The 19,861-nt window shown below is 73.2% G+C and carries 18 protein-coding genes; 7 read left to right on the top strand and 11 right to left on the bottom strand.

Annotation, left to right across the window (positions count from 1 at the left end):
• Position 1: 1 nt before the first annotated feature.
• From ACFWUY_RS09565 to ACFWUY_RS09555, 3 genes are all read right to left on the bottom strand, one after another.
• Entirely contained in the window at positions 2–490 is a 489-nt protein-coding gene (locus tag ACFWUY_RS09565; RefSeq protein WP_384104373.1) for a hypothetical protein, read from the bottom strand.
• Positions 491–595: 105 nt separating this feature from the next.
• Complete coding sequence (locus ACFWUY_RS09560; RefSeq protein WP_384104371.1) at positions 596–1,786, bottom strand: cytochrome P450; 1,191 nt, start codon at positions 1,784–1,786, stop codon at positions 596–598.
• A gap of 335 nt (positions 1,787–2,121) precedes the next feature.
• Positions 2,122–2,670, bottom strand: coding sequence for an FHA domain-containing protein (locus ACFWUY_RS09555; protein WP_384104368.1), 549 nt, complete (start codon positions 2,668–2,670; stop codon positions 2,122–2,124).
• Between the two features lie 161 nt (positions 2,671–2,831).
• Between ACFWUY_RS09555 and ACFWUY_RS09550 the strand changes: the two genes are divergently transcribed.
• Together ACFWUY_RS09550 and treZ are read left to right on the top strand one after the other, a co-directional pair.
• Entirely contained in the window at positions 2,832–3,848 is a 1,017-nt protein-coding gene (locus tag ACFWUY_RS09550; protein ID WP_384104365.1) for a GNAT family N-acetyltransferase, read from the top strand.
• Positions 3,849–3,925: 77 nt separating this feature from the next.
• Positions 3,926–5,677: a malto-oligosyltrehalose trehalohydrolase gene (gene treZ / locus ACFWUY_RS09545; protein WP_384104362.1), complete on the top strand. Its 1,752-nt coding sequence runs from the start codon at positions 3,926–3,928 to the stop codon at positions 5,675–5,677.
• A gap of 126 nt (positions 5,678–5,803) precedes the next feature.
• On the opposite strand, the gene ACFWUY_RS09540 is transcribed toward treZ, so the two are convergent.
• From ACFWUY_RS09540 to ACFWUY_RS09530, 3 genes are read right to left on the bottom strand one after another with little or no spacing between them, the layout of a single operon-like run.
• A complete protein-coding gene (locus ACFWUY_RS09540; protein ID WP_384104359.1) occupies positions 5,804–6,763 on the bottom strand; it encodes a hypothetical protein in 960 nt (319 codons plus the stop codon).
• A 49-nt stretch (positions 6,764–6,812) separates the two neighbouring features.
• Positions 6,813–7,694, bottom strand: a complete 882-nt coding sequence (locus ACFWUY_RS09535) for a LysR family transcriptional regulator (protein WP_384104357.1) — start codon at positions 7,692–7,694, stop codon at positions 6,813–6,815.
• A 13-nt stretch (positions 7,695–7,707) separates the two neighbouring features.
• A complete protein-coding gene (locus tag ACFWUY_RS09530; protein ID WP_384104354.1) occupies positions 7,708–8,232 on the bottom strand; it encodes a tetratricopeptide repeat protein in 525 nt (174 codons plus the stop codon).
• Between the two features lie 105 nt (positions 8,233–8,337).
• Between ACFWUY_RS09530 and ACFWUY_RS09525 the strand changes: the two genes are divergently transcribed.
• On the top strand, positions 8,338–9,078 hold the full coding sequence (locus tag ACFWUY_RS09525; protein ID WP_384104351.1) for a hypothetical protein: 741 nt from the start codon (positions 8,338–8,340) through the stop codon (positions 9,076–9,078).
• Positions 9,079–9,085: 7 nt separating this feature from the next.
• Here ACFWUY_RS09525 and ACFWUY_RS09520 read toward each other — a convergent pair whose 3' ends face one another.
• Positions 9,086–9,610 (bottom strand): YcxB family protein, encoded by a 525-nt coding sequence (locus tag ACFWUY_RS09520; protein WP_384104347.1) that lies wholly within the window; start codon positions 9,608–9,610, stop codon positions 9,086–9,088.
• A gap of 92 nt (positions 9,611–9,702) precedes the next feature.
• Here ACFWUY_RS09520 and ACFWUY_RS09515 point away from each other — a divergent pair, with 92 nt between their 5' ends.
• Entirely contained in the window at positions 9,703–10,698 is a 996-nt protein-coding gene (locus tag ACFWUY_RS09515) for an endonuclease/exonuclease/phosphatase family protein (RefSeq protein WP_384104344.1), read from the top strand.
• Between the two features lie 60 nt (positions 10,699–10,758).
• Here ACFWUY_RS09515 and ACFWUY_RS09510 read toward each other — a convergent pair whose 3' ends face one another.
• Together ACFWUY_RS09510 and ACFWUY_RS09505 are read right to left on the bottom strand one after the other, a co-directional pair.
• A complete protein-coding gene (locus tag ACFWUY_RS09510; RefSeq protein ID WP_384104341.1) occupies positions 10,759–13,065 on the bottom strand; it encodes a phospholipase D-like domain-containing protein in 2,307 nt (768 codons plus the stop codon).
• Between the two features lie 72 nt (positions 13,066–13,137).
• Entirely contained in the window at positions 13,138–13,773 is a 636-nt protein-coding gene (locus ACFWUY_RS09505) for a nucleoside/nucleotide kinase family protein (protein WP_384104487.1), read from the bottom strand.
• A 166-nt stretch (positions 13,774–13,939) separates the two neighbouring features.
• Between ACFWUY_RS09505 and ACFWUY_RS09500 the strand changes: the two genes are divergently transcribed.
• The gene (locus ACFWUY_RS09500; RefSeq protein ID WP_384104339.1) at positions 13,940–14,362 is read left to right on the top strand and encodes a VOC family protein; all 423 of its coding nucleotides are present in this window, start codon (positions 13,940–13,942) and stop codon (positions 14,360–14,362) included.
• Positions 14,363–14,383: 21 nt separating this feature from the next.
• On the opposite strand, the gene ACFWUY_RS09495 is transcribed toward ACFWUY_RS09500, so the two are convergent.
• Both ACFWUY_RS09495 and eno read right to left on the bottom strand, forming a co-directional pair.
• Positions 14,384–15,226 carry an aldo/keto reductase gene (locus ACFWUY_RS09495; RefSeq protein ID WP_384104336.1) on the bottom strand — a complete coding sequence of 281 codons (843 nt, stop codon included), beginning with the start codon at positions 15,224–15,226 and terminating at the stop codon, positions 14,384–14,386.
• A 96-nt stretch (positions 15,227–15,322) separates the two neighbouring features.
• On the bottom strand, positions 15,323–16,639 hold the full coding sequence (gene eno / locus ACFWUY_RS09490; protein WP_384104333.1) for a phosphopyruvate hydratase: 1,317 nt from the start codon (positions 16,637–16,639) through the stop codon (positions 15,323–15,325).
• 176 nt (positions 16,640–16,815) lie between these two features.
• On the opposite strand from eno, the gene ACFWUY_RS09485 reads away from it, so the two are divergent.
• Together ACFWUY_RS09485 and fusA are read left to right on the top strand one after the other, a co-directional pair.
• Positions 16,816–17,238: a MarR family winged helix-turn-helix transcriptional regulator gene (locus tag ACFWUY_RS09485; RefSeq protein ID WP_384104331.1), complete on the top strand. Its 423-nt coding sequence runs from the start codon at positions 16,816–16,818 to the stop codon at positions 17,236–17,238.
• A 322-nt stretch (positions 17,239–17,560) separates the two neighbouring features.
• Complete coding sequence (gene fusA, locus ACFWUY_RS09480) at positions 17,561–19,570, top strand: elongation factor G (protein ID WP_384104328.1); 2,010 nt, start codon at positions 17,561–17,563, stop codon at positions 19,568–19,570.
• The last annotated feature ends 291 nt before the right edge of the window (positions 19,571–19,861 follow it).

The raw sequence follows: 19,861 nt of genomic DNA, 5'->3' as shown, positions 1-19,861 counted from the left end.
ATCAGAAGCGGGAGGCGCGCGTGACCTCGCACTTGGTGTACTCGGAGCCGTCGCCGGTGCCGATGTACGGGGTGGTCAGTTCGGCCTTCGCGGACGCGCCCGCCGCGACCGCGATGCCGGCCTTCATGGCGGTCGCCGGGAGGACGCTGCTGCCCGCGCCCGTGAACTTCATCGTGACGTTGTAGTCGTAGTCCATCGCACCGTCGTTCTTGACGGTGATCCGGGCGACGAGGTTCTTGGTCGCGGGGTCGTACTTGCACTCGTCGATGGTCACGTCGCGGGCGGCCTTGTCGGCGCTGCTGGAGCCGCCGGGCAGGGAGCCGCCGGACGTGCCGCCCGAGGTGCTGTCGTTGTCGTTGTGGTTGCTGGAACCGGAGCTGCCGCTGCTGCTGCTGTTGTCGCAGCCACCGCCGCCCGAGCCGCGGGCGCCGGTCAGGGCGACGACCGCGACGGCGGCGACGGCGACGGCGCGGACATGACGCATCTTCATGTTTGAATCCCCGTTGAAAGTGGTATGAAAAAGGGCTCCTTGACGAGCGCACGTCACCCTAGCAGCGGTCGGGGGGCCGCTCGCCACTCCCGCCGGGACCCCGCGTCAGCCGCCGGGGCGGACGATCAGGCTGCGCGGCGCCCGGGTGACCAGGCCCGTCGCCGTGGGCCGGAAACCGTCGGCGAGCCGGAGCCGGGGCATCGCCGCGAACAGGGCCCGCAGGGCGTACTCGGCTTCGAGCCGGGCGAGGACGACGGCCGGGCAGAAGCCCGTGCCGTACGTGAGCTGGCCCGGGTCGTCGCGGAACGGGTCGAAACGGTCGGGCTCGCGGAAGCGCTCCGGGTCACGGCCCGCCGAGCCGATGAGCAGGGCGACGGACGCGCCGGCCGGGACGACTCCGCCGCTGACCGGGACCTCGGCGCCGGTGCGGCGCACGGCGATCTGCACCGGCGGGTCCCGCCGCAGCGACTCGGTCCAGGCGCGGTCCACGAGCCCGGCGGGGGCGTCACGGAGGGCGGCGACCTGGTCCGGGTCGGCGAGGACGTTGCCGAGGAAGGACGCGAGCGCCTTCTCCCGTACGGCGATCTGCCCGCCGCACTCGCCGGCGAGCGCCCCGGCCGCCCGGCCGCGCACGAGCCGCATCATGTCGCGGTACGGCACGCCGACGGCGGCGGCGACGGTTCCGGCGGGCAGCCAGTGGCAGAAGTCCGCGACCAGGTCGACCTGCGGCCGCTCGGCGAGCCGGCGGGCCAGGACGTGCGCGGTGCGTTCGGTGACCGACCGCAGGGCCTCGACGTCGACGTCGACGTGGGCCCGCGCGCACGGCGGGTCACCGGGCCGGTGCCCGTGGGTGAAACGGCTGTCGGTGAGCGCGGTGGCCACGTCCGCGTACCGGGAGAGCACCCAGGCCCGCAGCAGCGGGTCGTAGGTGAGCGGGAACTCCTCGCGGAGCCTTCGGTGGATGCCGTGCGGGTCGCGCGAGGCGCCGGGGTCGAGGGGGCTCGGGGCGACGGTCCTCGACCCGGGCGGGAAGGCTCCCGCCGATCCGGTCGCCGGCCCGTCGGGTCCGGCGACCGGATCGGCCGCGGTCCGCACGCGCCCCGGCGGCCGCACGGGCCCGACCCGGCCGGGGACCACGGCGGACCTTCCGGAGCGGGGCCCGAACGCACCCGACGTACCGGCGGTCGGCCCCGAGGGCACCGCGGGGGCCATGGGCGGCAGGCGTGTCCAGGGGTCCTCGGACCCGGGCGACTCCGGCCGACCGTTCCCTCTGCCCTGCTTCGGCTCGTCGCTCATCGCGCCCCCTGTCGATCGGCGGTGGGTGCCGCGGCCGGAGATCGTGGCGCGCGTCTCCCCAGCCCATCACCGCGCGCGCCGCACCGCCCGCCGCGTACCGCCGAACGGGTGAAGGCCGCCGCACGCGCCGGGCCCCGGACGCTTGACGCCGGGCCGGGTGAACGCCCGCGCGCCCCGGACGCCTTGCGCGTCTCCGGAAGCCCCGCGCGCCCCCGGACGTCCGCGGGCCTCCGGACGTCCGGCGCATGCCCGCACCTCCCGTGCGCTCCGGCGTCAGGAGGCGGTCAGCCGCGGACCCGGGCGACCACCGTCACGCACGTCCCGGAACCGGGCGCTCAGCCGTGGGACAGCCGGAACGACATCTGGCCGAAGCCGACGACGTCGCCCGCGCGCACCACCACCGCGCCCGTGACCCGCCGCCCGTTGACGGTCGTGCCGTTCGTCGAACCGAGGTCGCGCAACACCCACATCCCGCTCTGCAGCGAGAGTTCGGCGTGCAGCCGGGAGGCGGTCTCGTGACTGAGCCGGAGTCCGTTGACCGGGTCGCGGCCTATCCGCAGCGGGTGCGGACCGGGCAGCGGCAGCAGCAGCTTCGGCAGCCGCTCCGCGTGCCAGGCACGTCCGAGCCGCGCCGTGAACGCGGACATCCGTTCGACCGCGCCCACCACCCGCCGGGTCCAGGTCCCCTCGGTCCTCAGGTCGGCGGTGAGCAGGTCGAGCTCGTCCGGCCGGCGGGCCTGGAGCGCGCGCTCCATCCGGAAGAGGAACGTGTCGTGCGAGAGGCGGCCCTGAGCGGCGCCCTCACGGAGCAGCCCCAGCGCGCGGTCCCGCTCGGCGTCGGTCAGCCGAGGTGAGTTCGCCGGAAGCTCGAAAGGGGTCGTCACACCCGTGATTGTCGGTCCGTCGGGCCCGAAGTGTCCAGAAGGGCCCCGCCCGGGGTGCCTCCCGGGGCCTGCGGGCCCGGCCCGGGAACTCCGTTTCGGTCCCACAAGATCGCTGCTACGGTCTGCGGACTCCGCACCGGATCCCCAGGGGGAAACACGACGTGACCGCGTCCTCTTCGACCACGCCCGCCCACGAGAGCCGCTCCTCCACCCCGCACGACCTCGTCATACGTCCGCTCGCCGGACCCGAGGAACTCGATCTGTTCCTCCGCCTCACCTACTCCCTCGACCACGAGCTCGCCGACGACCTCGCCACCGGCCGCCGGGTCCCGGAGTGGATGTGGGTGGCGCTCGACGGCGAACGGCTCGTCGGCCGGCTCGCCTGGTGGACGAACAAGGACGGCGGCGAACCGCAGGCGCTCGACTTCTTCGACCTCTCCCCCGAGCTGCCCGCCGAGGCGCGCGAGGAGATCGGCCTGCGGCTCCTGGAGACCGCGACGGCCGCGGTGATCCCGGCCGGTGGCCGGCGCCCCGAGTTCGGGCGGTTCATGCCGGCGGACTGGCGCGAGGTGCCGGAGGTCCGGTCCCTCCTGGAGTCCGTCTTCGCGGTCCTGACGCGCACCGGGGCCCGTCCGCTGGTCGAGCGGCTCCGCCTGGAGTGGCGTCCCGGCACCCCCGTACCGGAGCCGACGGGCCGTCTGGAGTTCCGCCCGGTGCGGGACCGGGAGGACCTGGTCACGCTGATGACGCCGGTGATGGAGGGCACCCTCGACGCGCACGGCCGGGCCGAACTGGCCTCCGGCCTCACGGCGCGGGAAGCGGCGGAGCAGCACTTCGACGAGGAGTTCGCGCACTACGCGTCCCCGCGCGAGTGGTGGCGGGTGGCGCAGCTGCCGGAGAGCGGTGAGCCGGTCGGCTTCGTCGTCCCCGCGCGCAACAACTACAACCACGTCATCGCGTACATCGGTGTGCTGCCCGCCCAGCGCGGGCACGGATACATCGACGACATCCTGGCTGAGGGGACCCGGATCCTGGCCGCCACCGACGTGCCCCGCATCCGGGCCGCGACGGACCTGGGGAACGTACCGATGGCGGCGTCCTTCGCCCGTACGGGCTACGACACGTTCGAGCGCGCGATCAACTACGTGTGGGACGCGCCGGGCGCGGCGGACTCCTGACTGCCAGGATGGTCGCGGTGGTCGTTCGCTGATTCGCTGGTCCGCCGAGTGGTCGGTCCGTCGACGAGGGGATTTCCGTGCTCTTCGAGGTGTGGGCGCCGAACGCCCGTGACCGGGTGACGCTGGAGCTGAACGGCTCCGGCCACCCCCTGGACCGGGACGCCGAGCGCGAGGGCTGGTGGACGGGGGTCGTGCCCGCCGAGGACGGCGACCGGTACGGCTTCGCCCTGGACGGCGGACCCGTCCTGCCCGACCCGCGCTCCCGCCGGCTGCCCGAAGGGCCCGACGGGCTCAGCGCGGTCGTCGACCACTCCGGGTACGCCTGGCGGCACGACTCCCCCCGGCTGCGGCTGCGCGGCGCGGTCCTGTACGAGCTGCACGTCGGCACGTTCACCCCGGAGGGGACCCTGGACGCCGCCGCCGCGCGCCTCGGGGAACTGGCGGGCCTCGGCATCACCCATGTGGAGCTGATGCCGCTGTGCCCGTTCCCCGGGGTGCGGGGCTGGGGGTACGACGGGGTGGCGCCGTGGGCGGTGCACGAGCCGTACGGCGGTCCCGAGGCGCTGAAGCGGTTCGTGGACACGGCTCACGGGCTCGGCATGGGCGTGGTCCTCGACGTGGTGCACAACCACCTGGGTCCTTCGGGGAACTACCTTCCCGCCTTCGGCCCTTACTTCACGGACACCCACCACACCCCGTGGGGCGCGGCGGTGAACCTGGACGCGCCGGGCTCGGACGAGGTCCGGGCGTACTTCCAGGGCAGCGCGCTCGCCTGGCTGCGGGACTACCGGATCGACGGGCTGCGGCTCGACGCCGTGCACGCGCTCGCCGACACCCGGGCGCTGACCTTCCTGGAGGAGCTGTCGGCGGCCGTCGACGAGCTGGCCAGGGAGCAGGGCCGCACGCACTTCCTGATCGCCGAGTCCGATCTCGCCGACCCGCGCACGACCACCCCGCGCGCCCTCGGCGGGACGGGCCTCCACGCCCAGTGGAACGACGACTTCCACCACTCCCTGCACACCGCCCTGACCGGTGAGTCGCAGGGCTACTACGCGGACTTCGCGCGCGCCCCGATGGCGGCGCTCGCGAAGACCCTCACGCACGTCTTCTTCCACGACGGCACGTACTCCGCCTTCCGGGGCCGGCACCACGGGCGCCCCGTGGACCGGGAGCGCACCCCCGCCCACCGCTTCCTCGGCTACGCCCAGACCCACGACCAGATCGGCAACCGGGCCCTGGGAGACCGGCTCTCGGCCTCCCTCTCCCCGGGCCTGCTCGCCTGCGCGGCGACCCTCGTCCTCACCGGCCCCTCCGTACCGATGCTGTTCATGGGCGAGGAGTGGGGGGCGACCACGCCCTGGCAGTACTTCACCGACCACACCGACCCGGAGCTCGCGGAGGCCGTACGGCGGGGCAGGCGGCGGGAGTTCGCGGAGCACGGCTGGGACGAGAACGAGGTGCCCGACCCGCAGGACCCCGCCACCCGGGACCGCTCGGTCCTCGACCGGGCCGAGCGCGAGCGGGACCCGCACAAGCGCCTCCTCGCCTGGCACCGCGAGCTCATCGCGCTGCGCCGCACCCTGCCGGACCTGACGGACCCGGACCTGGCCGGTGTGAAGGTCGCCTTCGACGAGGAGGCGCGCTGGCTGGTCTTCCGGCGCGGGGTGCTGCGGGTGGCCGTCAACCTGGGCAAGGAGCCGGCGGTGATCCCGCTCGGCTCCAACGGCCGCGACCGGGTCCTCGCGGCCTGGGAGCCGGTCGAGAGCCCGGCGGCGGACGGGGCCCTGCGGCTCCCCGGCGAGTCGGCGGTCGTCCTCACGGACGGCTGATCCCGGCGGCCCCGGTGAGCGGCGCGCCCCGCGCGTGCGGCGCGCTCTTCCGTACGACGGCGTCGACGTACGGCGGCGTCCTCGGCGAGCGGTGTCCTGTCCGGGGCCGCCTCCCGCCGCGGCCGCTCAGCGGCGGTCGGGGCCCTGGGCGATGAGCCGTTCCAGGAGTTCCTGGAAGTCGTCGCCGACGACGATCCGCAGTTCCCCCCGCTCCTCGTCGTGCTCGCTGAGCTGGGTGAGCGTGCCGCCGCGCCACCAGAAGACGTACGGACTGATGGCGCCGGGCACGTCCTCGTACCCGGAGGCGGCGAAGGAGGCCATCGCGCCGAGGGCCGGGATGATCGAGGTGTCGCGGATGGGGTGGAAGGCGAGCTGGTGCCGGAAGGGCATGGCGACCAGGGCGCCGTGCTCGCCGAGCGGCAGGCCGGTGACGCGCTGGGCCACCCCGTCCAGGTCGAGGACGCGGCTCGCGGTGTAGAAGGAGTCACCGAGGATGATCTCGAAGCACATGCCGTCGGCGTCCCGGACGGTCTCGTGCTCCTCGACGGGCAGCCCGCGCAGGTTGCGCAGGGCCCGGTCGCGGAGCTTCGCGTGGTCCCCGAGCCGTTCGAGCGCCTCGTCGGTGAGCATCATGACGCTCTCCGGCAGGTCGAGGGCGAGGATCTCGTAGAGGCCGGGGGCGACGGTCCGCGCGTAGCCGAAGGCGGTCGCGTCGATGCCGTCGCCGCTGACGACCCGGGGGTAGAGCTGGGAGCGGATCTGCTCGGGCGGCAGGGTGTCGAGCGCGGAGGGGCCGTCCATGGCGCGGACGACCAGGCCGATGTGCCGTTGGATCGTGTCGGGCCAGACGCGGGGGCCGCGCCGGTCCTGGTGGCAGACGGCGGCGAGGTTGCCGAGGCCGAAGCGGCGTCCCTTGTCGTCGATGACGTGGTCGGCGTAGACGGAGACCTCCAGGCCGAGTTCGGCGAAGGTCTCACGGACCTGTTTGCGGAAGAGCGCGGCCTCGCGCTGGGAGAAGTACGCGAACTCGGGGTCCCTCGGTGCGTCGTCGCCGTCCCGCCTGGGTCCTCGTCGCAGCCACCCCACGCCTGTCCGCCTTCCGTCGCCGTTGCGCCCAGGGTAGCGACTGCGGATGTCAGCTCCCCAGCCGTCGGGTGAACTCGGCCACCGGCCCGGCCGGTTCGGCGGGCGCGCCGACCGGGAGGAGGAGTTCGGTGCGGTGGACGAGCCGGGGCGCGGTCAGGGGGACGGCGGTGGCGCCGGGGACGCCGGCCGCGACCGGCAGGGGCAGCAGGGCGAGGCCGTGTCCTGCGGCGGCCAGGGCGACGAGGGTACGGGTGTCGGTGCCCTCATAGCGCAGGGCGGTGCGGAAGCCGCGTCCGGCGGGTCCGCCGTGGACGGCCCGCAGCCGGTCGAGGGGGACGCCGGCGGCGGGCGCGTCGAGCCAGCGGGCGTCGGCGAGGTCGTCGAGGCGGAGTCCGGAGCGCCCGGCGAGCGGATGCGCGGAGGGCAGGAGGACGGCGAGGGGCTGCTCGGCGACGCCGGTCGCGGTGAGCGGGCCGGTGTCGGGCAGCGGCAGCGGGTCGCTGGGGGCGGCGATCCCGTCGACGAGCCCGGCGTCGGCCTCGCCGGTGGCGACGGCGGCGGGCACCTGTTCGCGCGGCAGGCCGCGCAGGGTGACGCCGGTGGCGGGGAGCGCGGCGAGGGTACGGGGATGGAGGGCGAGCGGAGAGGCGGCGACGCTCAGGGTGGCGCGGGGTGCGGCGGCGAACCGGCCGAGGTCGGCGCGGGCCGCGTCGAGGCGGAGCAGCAGCGCCCCGGCGTGCTCGACGAGCCGCTCCCCGGCCGGGGTGGGGGCGACGGGCCTGCGGGTGAGCAGCGGCAGGCGGAGGTCGGCCTCCAGGGCGGCGACGTGCTGGGAGACGGCGGACTGGGTGTAGCCGAGGGCGCGCGCGGCCTCGGAGAAGGAGGCGAGCCGGACGACGGTGACGTACGTGCGGAGGAGGTGCGGGTCCATCCGGGCCGCCGGCTCAGGACCCGTCGGGGGCGGTGAGCAGGGCGCGCGCGTAGTGGGCGAGGGAACGGTTGTAGCGGGGCAGCAGGGGGGCGAGGGCGCCGAGGGCGAGGGACGCGGCCTCGCGGTCGCGTCCGGTGTCGGCGAGGGCGAGGGCGAGGAAGGCGTCGACGGCTCCGGCGAGCGCGGTCTCGTCGGCGTCGAGCCGGTCGGCGGGGATGCCGCGCTCGGCGGTGAGGAGTTCGACGCTGCGGTCGGGCCGGCCGAGGTTGCGCAGGCTACTGGCGAGCTGGATGACGGCCCGGCGGCGGCGGAGTCCGGTGAGGCCCCGGTCGAGGGCCCGCCGGTAGTACCGGACGGCCTCTTCCGGCTGTCCGGTGGAGTCGTGGGCGGCGCCCTGTTCGAAGAGGGCGGCGGGGTCGTCGGTGCCCCGCTCGGCGGCGAGTTCGGCGACGCGGGCGCGGAAGTCGGCGGGCTCGTGGGCGTCGAGGCTCTCCCAGAGCGCGGTGACGCGGCGCTCCCAGTCCTGATCGTTCGTCATGCGGTCACCCTATCCACCACGTCATCAGCGTCATAAGCGTTCGTGATGGACGGTGCGGGAATCATCGTTGGACGTGAACCGGGGCCGCCGCTGAGGATGGTGGCCATGCACACGACCCCCCTTCCCCGCTCCGCCGCCCGGGCCCCCCGGCTCGCCCTCGTCGGGGACCGCTCCCCGCACGTCCGCTCGCACGTGCGGATCCCGGTCCTGCTCGACGCGCTCGCCGAGCGGGACGGCCTCGTCCTCGACGCGTACTGGATCCCCACCGGGGACGCGGAGACGCCGGGCGCGGTGCGGGGCTTCGACGCGGTGTGGGTGCTGCCGGGCAGCCCGTACGCGAGCGAGGCGGGGGCGCTCGCCGCGATCCGCACGGCCCGCGAGGACGGTGTCCCGTTCCTCGGCACCTGCGGCGGCTTCCAGCACGTCCTCCTGGAGTACGCGCGGAACGTCTGCGGCCTGACCGGCGCCGCGCACGCCGAGAACGACCCGGCGGCCGCCCCGGGCGACCTGCTGATCGCACCGCTCGCCTGTTCGCTGGTGGGCCACGAGGGGGTCGTACGGGTCACTCCAGGCTCGCTCGCCGAGCGGGCCCTCGGCGCGGAGCGGACCACCGAGCGGTACCACTGCGCGTACGGCCCCGACAGCCGCCACCTGGACACCCTGCGGGCGCACGGCCTGCGGTTCACGGGCGCGGACGAGGAGGGCGGGGTCCGCGTCGCGGAGCTCGCCTCGCACCCCTTCTTCCTGGCGACCCTCTTCCAGCCGGAGCTGGCGGGCGACGGCACGCGCCCGCATCCCCTGGTCCGCGCGCTGGCGGAGGCGGCGGAGCGACACGCCCTGTCCTGACGGAGGGTCACACGCCGGGCAGGTGCCGCCCCACGAGCTCCCGCAGCCGCTCCACGTCCTCCGGGGAGCCGAGCCCGCGCTTGGGCAGCACCTCGGCGAGGAGGATGTTCGGGTCACGGCTGAGCAGCACGAAGTGGTCACGGGTCTCGCGGTAACCGCGGAAGACCGACCAGCGCTGGAGGAGCCGCACGTGCGCGGTCTCTGTCTCGATCCCGCCCTCGCCGACGGAGGCGCGGTACTCGCCCTGCCACTCGACGGTACGCAGGGCGTGGTTGGCCTGGAGGTGGGGCGTCGCCCAGAACAGGGCGGCGACGAGGAGGAAGAGCCCCGTCGAGACGGTGAAGCCCGTCTGCGCGATCGCCGCGAGCACGGCGAACCCCCCGAAGAGCAGGACGACGGCCCAGCGGAGGATGTGGAGCCGCCGCAGCCGCTCCCTGACGAGGACGGCGGTGAGGAGGTCGGCGCGGGTCGGCCGGTGGAGCAGGGTCACCGCGTCCTGGTGTCCGTCCTGGGGTTCGTCATGCATGGCCATGACAGTGAATCGTACTGATGGCCGACTTCACGGGCCCGACGGGGCACGTGGCACCATGCGCACTCCGACACCCACCTTCAAAAGGATCATCAGTGCGCGCATCACTCAGAGCGCTGCTCGCCGCGTTCTTCTCCCTCGGGCTGCTGCTCGCGGGCGGCGCCGGGCCCGTCCAGGCCGACGTCGTCGACAAGGACACCGCGCCCAAGCCGCGCTTCATCTCGTACAACATCTGCGGCGCCTCCTCCACCTGCGAGGACCGGCCGTCCAGCGCCGAGAAGACGGAGTGGCTGGACGCCGTCGTCCACGCCATCGACTACTGGGACACCGACCTGGTCATGCTCCAGGAGGTCTGTTACGGGCAGTGGACGCTGCTCCGCGACCGCCTGGCGAACCGCACCGGGACCACCTACGACAGCGTCTGGGGCGCGGCCCTCCCGACCGCCGACGGCTGCTCCCGGTGGGACCCCACCCCCGACAAAATCATCGACTCCGACGAGCGCTTCGGCCTCGTGATCCTGTCGAAGGGCACCGGCTCCATCGACATGACCACCCGGAGCGTCACCTTCCTCCCCGAGGCGACCGCCGGCGAGGACCGCATCCTCCTCTGTGTGAAGACCCAGGTGACGGGGCGTCCCGTCCGTGCCTGCAACACGCACATCGACTGGCGCGACGCCAACACCACCGAGCAGATCGACAAGGTCGCCGCGCTCACCCGTGACTATGCCAACGCGGGCGACCCCGTGGTCCTCGCGGGCGACTTCAACCAGCGCCCCGAGCACCCGGACATGAACGTCCTCTACAACCACGGGACCGACGAGAAGGGCGCGCCGTCGACCGGCGTGTTCCAGGAGGTCGACGAGAACGACAAGGAGCGGTTCGGCACGCGCTGCGACCAGACCGAGGACCGGTGCCGCACCGGTGAGAACACCGCCACGACGACCTGCTCGACGCACACCACCGAGAACGCGAAGATCGACTACGTCTTCCTGAGCTACCACTTCTTCACGACGGTGCGCGGCGACGCGGTGGGCTGCTCGGGCATCGCCGACCACCATCTGCTGCGCGGCGCCGCCGCCTGGGAGAACTAGCTCTTTCCTGAGGCAGGACGGTCCCGGGTGCCCCGGCCTGACGGCCGGGGCACCCGCGCGTCAGGACGACGGAACAGTGACCGACGAGGCGGAGTACTCGCCGTACCAGCCGCGGTACGGCGCCTTGAACCCGCCGCCCGCCTCCGTGGCGAAGATGTGCACGGCCATCATGGGTGCTTCTCCTGCCGGGACGGCGTACTTGTACACCGAGGCCAGGTCGTCGCGCCCGTCGCCGTCGAAGTCACCGGACGTCGGCTGCATGTTCTCGGCGGCGCCCCAGTTGAGCTCCTTCCACCCCTGGAAGGGAGCACTGAAGCCGCCGTTGGCCTGCGAGAGGAAGGTGTGCACGCCGACCGAGCCGTCCACGTAGTCGTACAGGGCGCCGATGTCGTCGCCACCGACGCCGTCGAAGTTGCCGCTGACGATCGTCGTACGGTCACCGGAACCCCAGACGCCGGCCTCCACCCTCCAGGAGCCGAAGGAGGCGTTGAAGGTGCCGTCCGCCTTCGCGGTGAAGGTGTGCAGGCCGAGATCGCCGTCGGCGTACGTGTACAGGACGGCGATGTCGTCGCGCTGGTCACCGGTGTCGAACGCGCCGCTCACGATCTTCATCTGACTCGTCTTGCCCCAGCCGGGGAGCGCGTCGAAGGCGCGCACCGGTCCCGCGAACGTGCCGTCGGCCCGGCCGAGGAACGTGTAGAACGACCAGTCCTCACCCGTGCCCGCGCGGGTGTAGAGCGCGGCGACGTCGTCCCGGCCGTCGCCGTTGTAGTCACCACTGGTGAGACGCATGCTGGCGTAATAACCCCAGTCGGAGTTGGCCTTCCAGGACTTCACGCCCGGGAAGTACCGGCCGTCGGGCTTGCCGGCGAACGTCTCGAAGGAGAACGTCTTCTTGCCCTGGGCGTCGAGGCCGTCGTCGTTGAGGGTGACGACGTCGAGCACGCCGTCGCCGTTGAAGTCGCCCTTGACGGACTTGCGGGAGAGCGTGGCCGGGCTCTTGAAGTCGGAGTGCTTGGGGTTGCGGAACGTCTTGAACTCGGTCGTCCCGAACGTGAAGGGGGTGACCTGCTTGTCGCTGTACGTGTAGAGGAACGGGATGTCCGTCAGGTTGTTCGCCGTCAGGTCGTTCTGCGCGCGCAGCCACTCCCAGTTGGCCTTGAACTGGCCGTAGATCCCGGCGTCGGTGATACGCAGCGACGACTCGTCGGCGGCGCCGACGGCCGGGTCGCTGAAGTTGTCGGAACCGGTGTGCACGACACGGTGGTCACCGTCGGCGTCGGCCCAGGACAGGAGCACGTACTTGGAGTGGAGCCCGCCCGACGCCCCGTTGAGCTGGTTCGCCGTGACCGTCCACAGCTGGACGTCCCGGTTCGGGTGGGCCGCGTCCGGCTCCAGGGCCACGGCCTTCGCCGGGGTGCCGGCCGTCACGATCCGGAAGGCGCACCGCTTGCCGTTGGCGCCGACCTGGTCGACCTTGGCGAGGAGCGCCTTGTCGACCTCGGCGCGGCCGCCCCACGAGGCCATCGCGATGTGGACCTCCGGGCCGGTGGCGCAGTCGAGCGCCGCGATGCTCCTGGCGACCGGGTCGTTGAGCACCCCACTGTCGCTCCTGGCCTTCCGTGGGTAGCGCCACGCCGCGACCGTGCCCGCGTGACCGCTGAAGTCGCCGGTCCCGGCGGTGTCGATCTCCGGCCAGAGACTGTTGGCTCCGCCCGCGAGCTCCTTCGCGCGCATGGTGTTCCAGGTGTGCTCGTACCCCTGGTAGATCTGCGCCTCGTTCGCGCTGATGACCATGTTGTCCGCGAGCCCGGGAGTGGTGGACCCCAGGTTGTGCGAAGACTGGACCGCGACGTTCGTCGTGCCGTCGCTCAATGCGCTGAACAGCCAGAACTTGTCGTGGTTGATGTCAACGGTCTGCATGCAGCCCTTGACGCAGAGGACCACGCGCGGCTTGCCGTCAGGGGCGTTGCCGAGCGCCTGCGCCAGGCGGGCGGCCTGCGGGACGACCTCCTCGACCGGGGTCTCCGTGCACGTGGTCCTGAATTCGTCCCAGGGGCAGCGCTCGCTGAGGACCCGCACATCGGTGCCTCTCTGCTTGGCACTGATGAGCGCGTCGACGACCTGTGCGTCTTCCATCTCGTACAGGGACACCCGGATGCTGGACGTCGGCGTGGCCTTGCCGATCAGGTCCAGGAGTCGGTTCTCGATGGCCCGGTCATGGCCCGCGGTGCCTCGCGGAGTCGGCTTGTTGAACACCACCTCCAGCGATGGCGCGGTCTCCGCGGAAGCCGAGGGAGCCGTTATCCCCACGACAGCGGCCGTCACGGCGCTCAGCGCCAGCGCGGCCAGTCTCTTGATTCTCAAAGATTCCCCAAAAGTCCGGATAATGCCTGCGACCCGCCGGAGCCCGGCGGGCGGGATCATCCTGCCCGACGCCTATGACATCGCCACCACGAGGTGGGCGCGGTCGCGGCCCCGGGCCACGAGACGGGCGTTCTCCTCGTCCGATTCCCTGACCCAGCGTTCGGCGTGGGCCCTGTCCTTGCCGAAGCGGACGTGCCGGGCGACGAGCCGGGGGACGCGGCGGTGGGCGTCCAGGTCCAGGTACCAGGCCTCGTCGAGGAGGGGGAGGACCGTCGCCCAGGGGCCCTCGTCGTGGAGGAGGTAGTTGCCCTCGGTGATGACGAGCGGGACCTCGGGCGCGACGGCGATCGTCCCGGCGACCGGCTCCTCCAGGGCCCGGTCGAAGGCTGGCGCGTAGACGGTGGTGCCGGGTTCGGGGGCGCGCAGCCGGGCGAGGAGCGCGGTGTACCCGGCGGCGTCGAAGGTGTCGGGCGCGCCCTTCCTGCCGGCCCGGCCGAGGCGTTCCAGTTCGGCCTGGGCCAGGTGGAAGCCGTCCATGGGGACGAGGACCGCCAGCCCGTCGAGGCGGGCGACGAGCCGTGCCGCGAGCGTCGACTTCCCGGCGCCGGGGGCGCCCGCGAGACCCAGGATCCGCCGGGTCCCGGGCACGGCGAGGGCACGCGCGCGGGCCGCGAGCCGGTCGAACCCCTCTGCGTCCATGCGGGGCATTGTCGCACCGGGCACGGAGGCGGGCGCCTCTCCGACCCTCTACCCGTCCCCTCCCCCACCCCTTCCCCGACCCTCGGTCCGACCCTCGATGTGACGAGGGTCGCGCCCGGGTCGGCGCGGGTGGACGCGGGTAGATTCCTCCCGTTCCGGGTATTACTTTGGGGTAATGCCGTCCATCGCACTCGTCACCCTCGTCGTCCGTGACTACGACGAGGCCATCGCCTTCTACACCGACGCCCTCGGGTTCGACCTGGTCGAGGACACCGACCGGGGCGACGGAAGCCGCTGGGTCGTCGTCCGCCCGCGCGGCGCCGCAGGGGTCGGCGGTCTCGGCAACGCCGGTCTGCTCCTGGCCCGCGCCAAGAACGAGGCGGAGGAGGCCTCCATCGGCAACCAGAGCGGCGGTCGGGTCGGGTTCTTCCTCCACACCGAGGACTTCGCGCGCGACCATGCCCGGATGACGGAGGCCGGTGTGAAGTTCATGGAGGACCCGCGCCACGAGCCGTACGGCTCGGTCGCCGTCTTCGAGGACCTGTACGGCAACCGCTGGGACCTCCTCCAGCCGGCGGACGGCGCTCTCCCGGCGTAGCAGCGTGAAGCCCAGCCCCTCTTACGCCTGTCCGGACAGGCGGTCGAGGCGGTCGCGCTGAGCCGGCTCCAGGTGGAGGTGTGCCGCGGCGACGTTCTCCTCCAGGTGTCCCTGCCGGGCGGTGCCGGGGATGGGGAGGACGACCGGTGAGCGGTCGAGGAGCCACGCGAGGGACACCTGCGCGGGGGTGGCGTCGAGTTCGGCCGCGACGGCGGCGAGCTCGGCCGCCGCGCCCGTCGACGCCCCTCCGGCGACGGGCCGCCACGGCAGGAACGCGATTCCCGCGGCCTCGCAGGCCGCGAGCACGGGCTCGTGTTCGCGGTCGAACAGGCTGTACCGGTTCTGCACACTGGCGACGTCGATGATCTCCCTCGCCCGGTCGAGCTCGGCGACGGTGACCTCGGACAGCCCGATCCGTCCGACCTTCCCCTCGGCCTGGAGCTCCCGCAAGGTCCCGAGCTGGTCCGCGAGGGGCGTCCGCGGATCGATGCGGTGCAGCTGGAGCAGCTCGATCCGCTCGACGCGGAGCCGGCGGAGTGCGTGCTCGACCTGATCGCGCAGGGCGTCGGGCCGTGCGTCGTGCCTCCACCCGTCCGGGGTGGAGGCACGTGCGATGCCGACCTTGGTGGCGATGAGCAGCCCGTCGGCGTAGGGGTGCAGGGCTTCGGCGAGGAGCTCTTCGTTGGCTCCCCAGCCGTACATGTGGGCGGTGTCGATCAGGGTGACGCCGAGCTCGACGGCTCGCCGGGCCACCTGGAGGGAGGCCTCGCGGGCGGGGCCCGGTTCGGTCGGCAGCCGCATGGCTCCGAATCCGAGCCTCCGCACGCTCAGCTCCCCGCCGATGCGAAACGTGGTCGCCGTCATCTCGCGTCTCCGCCCCTCGATCGGGGAACCGGGCCGGTTCCTCGCGGTCGGCAGGGACTTTACCCCTGCCCGCCGTTCACGACCTCTGCCCGCCGTTCACGCCCGACGCAGCGCGGAGCGGCCCGCGTACCGCGCCGAGGCACCCAACTCCTCTTCGATCCGGATCAGTTGGTTGTACTTCGCCGTGCGGTCGGAACGGGAGAGCGAGCCGGTCTTGATCTGACCGCAGCCGGTCGCCACCGCCAGGTCCGCGATGGTGGTGTCCTCCGTCTCGCCCGAGCGGTGCGACATGACGGCCGTCCAGCCCGCCCGGTGGGCCGTGTCCACCGCGGCCAGCGCCTCGGTCAGGGTCCCGATCTGGTTGACCTTGATCAGGACCGAGTTGCCGACGCCGGTGCGGATGCCCTCGCGCAGCAGCGTCTCGTCGGTGCAGAACACGTCGTCGCCGGTGAGCTGGCAGCGGTCGCCGACGCGGGCGGTCAGCTCGCGCCAGCCGTCCAGGTCGTTCTCCGCCATCGGGTCCTCGATGGAGACGATCGGGTAGGCGTCGATGAGCTCGGCCAGGTAGTCGGCGTTCTCCGAGGGGGTACGGCGTACCCCCTCGCCCCTGTAGTCGTACACCCCGTCGTGGAAGAACTCCGACGACGCCGGGTCCATGACCAGGCCGATGTCCGCGCCGGGGCGGTAGCCGGTGCGCTCGACGGCGGCCATCACGAAGTCGAGCGCCTCCTCTGCGGTACGCAGCGCGGGGGCGAAGCCGCCCTCGTCGCCGACGCCCGTGGAGTGCCCGGCGGCCAGCAGGTCGCGGCGCAGGGTGTGGAAGACCTCGCTGCCCATGCGGACGGCTTCGGCGAAGGTGTCCGCGCCCACGGGCGCGATCATGAACTCCTGGAAGTCCAGCGGATTGTCGGCGTGGGCGCCGCCGTTGACGATGTTCATCATCGGCAGCGGCAGGAGGTGGGCCCCGGCGCCGCCGAGGTAGCGGTAGAGGGGCCGGCGGTGGGCCGCGGCGGCGGCCTTGGCGGCGGCGAGGGAGACGCCGAGGACCGCGTTGGCGCCGAGCCGGGACTTCGTGGCGGTGCCGTCGAGGGCGATCAGCGCGGCGTCGAGCCCCGCCTGGTCCGCCGCGTCCCGGCCGCGTACGGACGCCGCGATCTCCCCGTTGACGTGGGCCACCGCGCGGTCGACGCCCTTGCCGTGCCAGCGCGCGGAGTCTCCGTCGCGCAACTCCACGGCCTCCCGGGCACCGGTGGAGGCGCCGGAGGGGACGGCCGCGCGCCCCAGGGAGCCGTCCGCCAGGACGACGTCGACCTCGACCGTGGGGTTGCCCCGGCTGTCGATGATCCGGCGGGCGGTGACGGTCTCGATGGTGGCGTCGGCGTTCTCGGCGGGTTCGCGTACCTGTGCGGACATGGGAGGTCCTTCCCGTTGTCGTATGTCGCGGCCCCGGCTGCGACAGCGCTGGCGCTGAGCCCGACAGCGCCAAACCCTACAGCAAAACTGTTCAGCAGTGCTGTGCAGAATTGCTGTACAGCATCGCTGCGGAGGACACGTGCGGAGCCTTGCCGACCAGCGGGCTAAAATCCCCTATGCCCACCCCGGAAGCCGCCGCCATCGCCGCCGAACTGCGCACCGCGATGGGCAAGCTCACCCGACGCGTCACCCACGAGGACCGCATCCCGCTGGGCCAGGTCGCCGTGCTCGGCGCACTCGACCGCCACGGCGCCATGACCACCAGCGACCTCGCCACCGATCAGCGCGTGCGCCCCCAGTCCATGGCCCGGGCGGTGGGACTGCTCATGGAGCAGGACCTGATCACGCGCCGGGCGCACCCCACGGACGGGCGCAAGTCGCTGGTCGAGCTGACGGACGCCGGCCGGGCCGCGCTCGAAGCGGAGCGCGGGCGCAGGGTCGGCTGGCTCGCGCAGGCCATCGAGGCCGAACTCACCGACGAGGAGCGGGCCCTGCTGGCGCGGAGCGCCGTCCTGCTCGAGCGGCTCGCCGCACGCTAGCGGTCCCTGCCCGGTGTGACCGGAGGGCGAAAACCGCTGTCGCGGGGCGCGTTCGGCTCCCTACACTCACGTCTCGGCGCACCGGTCGGTGCGCCGCCGAGCAGTCCGTCCACCTGTCCGAGGGGAGAAGACCGTGCGCAGCAGCCGTGCCGCCGTCGCCGTGTCCTCCTCCCGTGCCCGGTACGACGTGATCCTCGCCTCCTCCGCCGAGCGGTGGCGGCTGCGCGCCCGCCATCGCCGCCCGTGACGACGTCTCCCACCTGACCGTCGTCCGGGAATCGCGCTGCCCTGTTCTTCACGCAGCAGCGAAAGGCACGAGACCGTGCGTACCACTCTCGACATCCGTAACCTCGGCATCCTGGCCCACGTCGACGCCGGCAAGACCACCGTCACCGAGCGGTTCCTGTACCTGACCGGCGCCACCCACAAGCGCGGCGAGGTCCACGACGGCACGACCGTCACCGACTTCGACCCGCAGGAGCGGGACCGGGGCATCACGATCTTCGCCGCCGCCGTCAGCTGTGACTGGGCCGGACACCGGATCAATCTGATCGACACTCCCGGGCACGTCGACTTCTCCGACGAGGTGGAGCGCTCGCTGCGCGTCCTCGACGGCGCCGTCGCCGTCTTCGACGCCGTCGCGGGCGTCGAGCCGCAGAGCGAGTCGGTGTGGCGGCAGGCCGACCGGCACGGCGTCCCGCGCCTCGCGTTCGTCAACAAGCTGGACCGGGCGGGCGCGGAGCTCGACGGCGCCGTGGAGTCGATCCGGACCCGCCTCGGCACCGTCCCGCTCCCCGTCCAGCTCCCGATCGGGCGCGAGGACGGCTTCACGGGCGTCGTGGACCTGGTCGGGATGCGGGCGTACGTGTGGGCCGACGGCGCCGACACGTACACCGAGCAGCCGGTCCCCGACGATCTCCGCGACGAGGCCCGGCGCCGCAGGCGACGCCTGGAGGAGACGGTGGCGGAGCTGCATCCGGGAGCCCTCGAGGAGTTCTGCGCGAGCGACGCGCTGTCGCCCGGCACCCTGACGGGCGCGCTCCGCGACCTCACCCTCACCGGCGAGGCCGTGGTCGTGCTGTGCGGCTCTGCGTACCGCAACCGCGGCATCGAGCCGCTGCTCGACGCCGTCGTCGCGTACCTGCCGGCGCCACCGGACATGCCTCCGGTGCGCGGGGAGGTCCCGGCGGACCCGTCGGCGCCGTTCACCGCGCTCGCGTTCAAGGTGAGCGCGACCGCCACCGGCCGTATGACCTACGTCCGCGTCTACGCGGGCACGATCGCGAAGGGGGACACCGTGCTCGACGCCGTCACGGGCCGCACCGAGCGGATCGCCCGCGTCCTGCGGGTCCAGGCCGACCGGGCGACCGAGGTCGACGCGGCGCGCGCCGGTGACATCGTCGCCGTCGTCGGGCCGAAGACCGTCCGCGCCGGGGCGACGCTGTGCGATCCGTCCGCGCCGGTCGTCCTCGAACCGCCGACGACCGCCGACCCGGTGGTCTCGGTGGCGGTGGAGGCCCGCCGCGGCACGGACACCGGCCGTCTGGCGACGGCCCTCGCCCGCATGACCGAGGAGGACCCGTCGCTGGTCGTGCGGTCCGACCCGGAGACGGGCCAGACCGTGCTGTCCGGGCTCGGCGAACTGCACCTGGAGGTCGCGGTGGAGAAGCTGCGGCGCGACCGGGGCCTCGAGGTCACGGTCGGCCGTCCGCAGGTCGCGTACCGGGAGACGGTGACGAAGGGCGTCACCGGTCTGCTGTACCGCCATGTCAAACAGGACGGCGGCGCGGGCCAGTTCGCCCACGTCGTCATCGACGTCGAACCGACGGGAACGGAGGAGGAGTTCGCCTTCTCCTCGCGGGTCACGGGTGGTCGCGTACCGCAGGAGTACGTCCGCGCGGTCGAGGCCGGCTGCCGGGACGCCCTCGTCGAGGGCCCCCTCGGCGGCCATCCGGTGACGGGTGTCCGGGTCACGCTCACGGACGGCGCCACGCATCCGAAGGACTCGTCGGAGATGGCGTTCCGTACGGCGGGCCGCTTCGCGCTCCGCGAGGCGCTCCGCGCGAGCGTGCCGGCGCTCCTGGAGCCGGTGGCGGAGGTGACGGTCACCGTCCCGGCGGAGTCCGTCGGCACGGTGCTCGGCGACCTCGCGGCCCGCCGGGGCAGGGTCACGGAATCGACGACCCGCTCCGGTACGGCGGTGGTGGCGGCGACGGTGCCGCTGGCCGAACTCTTCGGCTACGCGTCCCGCCTGCGCGGCCGCACCCAGGGCCGGGGCACGTTCACGACCCGTCCGGCGGGGTACGCCCCGGCGCCGGAGGCCACGCCGTAGGTCACGCGTGGACCGAGCCGTAGGTCACCGCGCGGGTCAGGACGCCGTCTCTGCGGCGTCCTGACCCGCAGCCGGGCCGCACGGGAGCAGCCGACGGGCGGGGGGACCGACGTGCCCTCGTCCGAGGGCGGATTCCAGTGATCGTCGCACCACGTGGCCCCTGGAATCCACTGGGAGGGCGTCGGTGCGCAGAGGGGTCCAGCGGCGCGGAGGCCGCAGCACCACCCCCCGGGACGAAGGTGGATCCTGGAGAGGTGTGACGGAGACGACGATAGTCGAACAAAAAAACGC

Origin of the sequence: Streptomyces sp. NPDC058664 (assembly GCF_042716635.1) — a bacterium.
Taxonomy (GTDB): Bacteria; Actinomycetota; Actinomycetes; order Streptomycetales; family Streptomycetaceae; genus Streptomyces.
Note: the sequence above shows the minus strand (reverse complement) of the source record. Positions and strands in the feature narration are given on the sequence as shown.

Coding starts and splice junctions, on each gene's coding strand:
- ACFWUY_RS09485 (WP_384104331.1), top strand. CDS start 16,816: ATGCCCACCCCGGAAGCCGCCGCCATCGCCGCCGAACTGCGCACCGCG.
- ACFWUY_RS09565 (WP_384104373.1), bottom strand. CDS start 490: ATGAAGATGCGTCATGTCCGCGCCGTCGCCGTCGCCGCCGTCGCGGTC.
- ACFWUY_RS09560 (WP_384104371.1), bottom strand. CDS start 1,786: ATGAGCGACGAGCCGAAGCAGGGCAGAGGGAACGGTCGGCCGGAGTCG.
- ACFWUY_RS09535 (WP_384104357.1), bottom strand. CDS start 7,694: ATGGACCCGCACCTCCTCCGCACGTACGTCACCGTCGTCCGGCTCGCC.
- ACFWUY_RS09495 (WP_384104336.1), bottom strand. CDS start 15,226: ATGACGGCGACCACGTTTCGCATCGGCGGGGAGCTGAGCGTGCGGAGG.
- ACFWUY_RS09525 (WP_384104351.1), top strand. CDS start 8,338: ATGCACACGACCCCCCTTCCCCGCTCCGCCGCCCGGGCCCCCCGGCTC.
- ACFWUY_RS09500 (WP_384104339.1), top strand. CDS start 13,940: ATGCCGTCCATCGCACTCGTCACCCTCGTCGTCCGTGACTACGACGAG.
- ACFWUY_RS09520 (WP_384104347.1), bottom strand. CDS start 9,610: ATGGCCATGCATGACGAACCCCAGGACGGACACCAGGACGCGGTGACC.
- ACFWUY_RS09505 (WP_384104487.1), bottom strand. CDS start 13,773: ATGCCCCGCATGGACGCAGAGGGGTTCGACCGGCTCGCGGCCCGCGCG.
- eno (WP_384104333.1), bottom strand. CDS start 16,639: ATGTCCGCACAGGTACGCGAACCCGCCGAGAACGCCGACGCCACCATC.
- ACFWUY_RS09530 (WP_384104354.1), bottom strand. CDS start 8,232: ATGACGAACGATCAGGACTGGGAGCGCCGCGTCACCGCGCTCTGGGAG.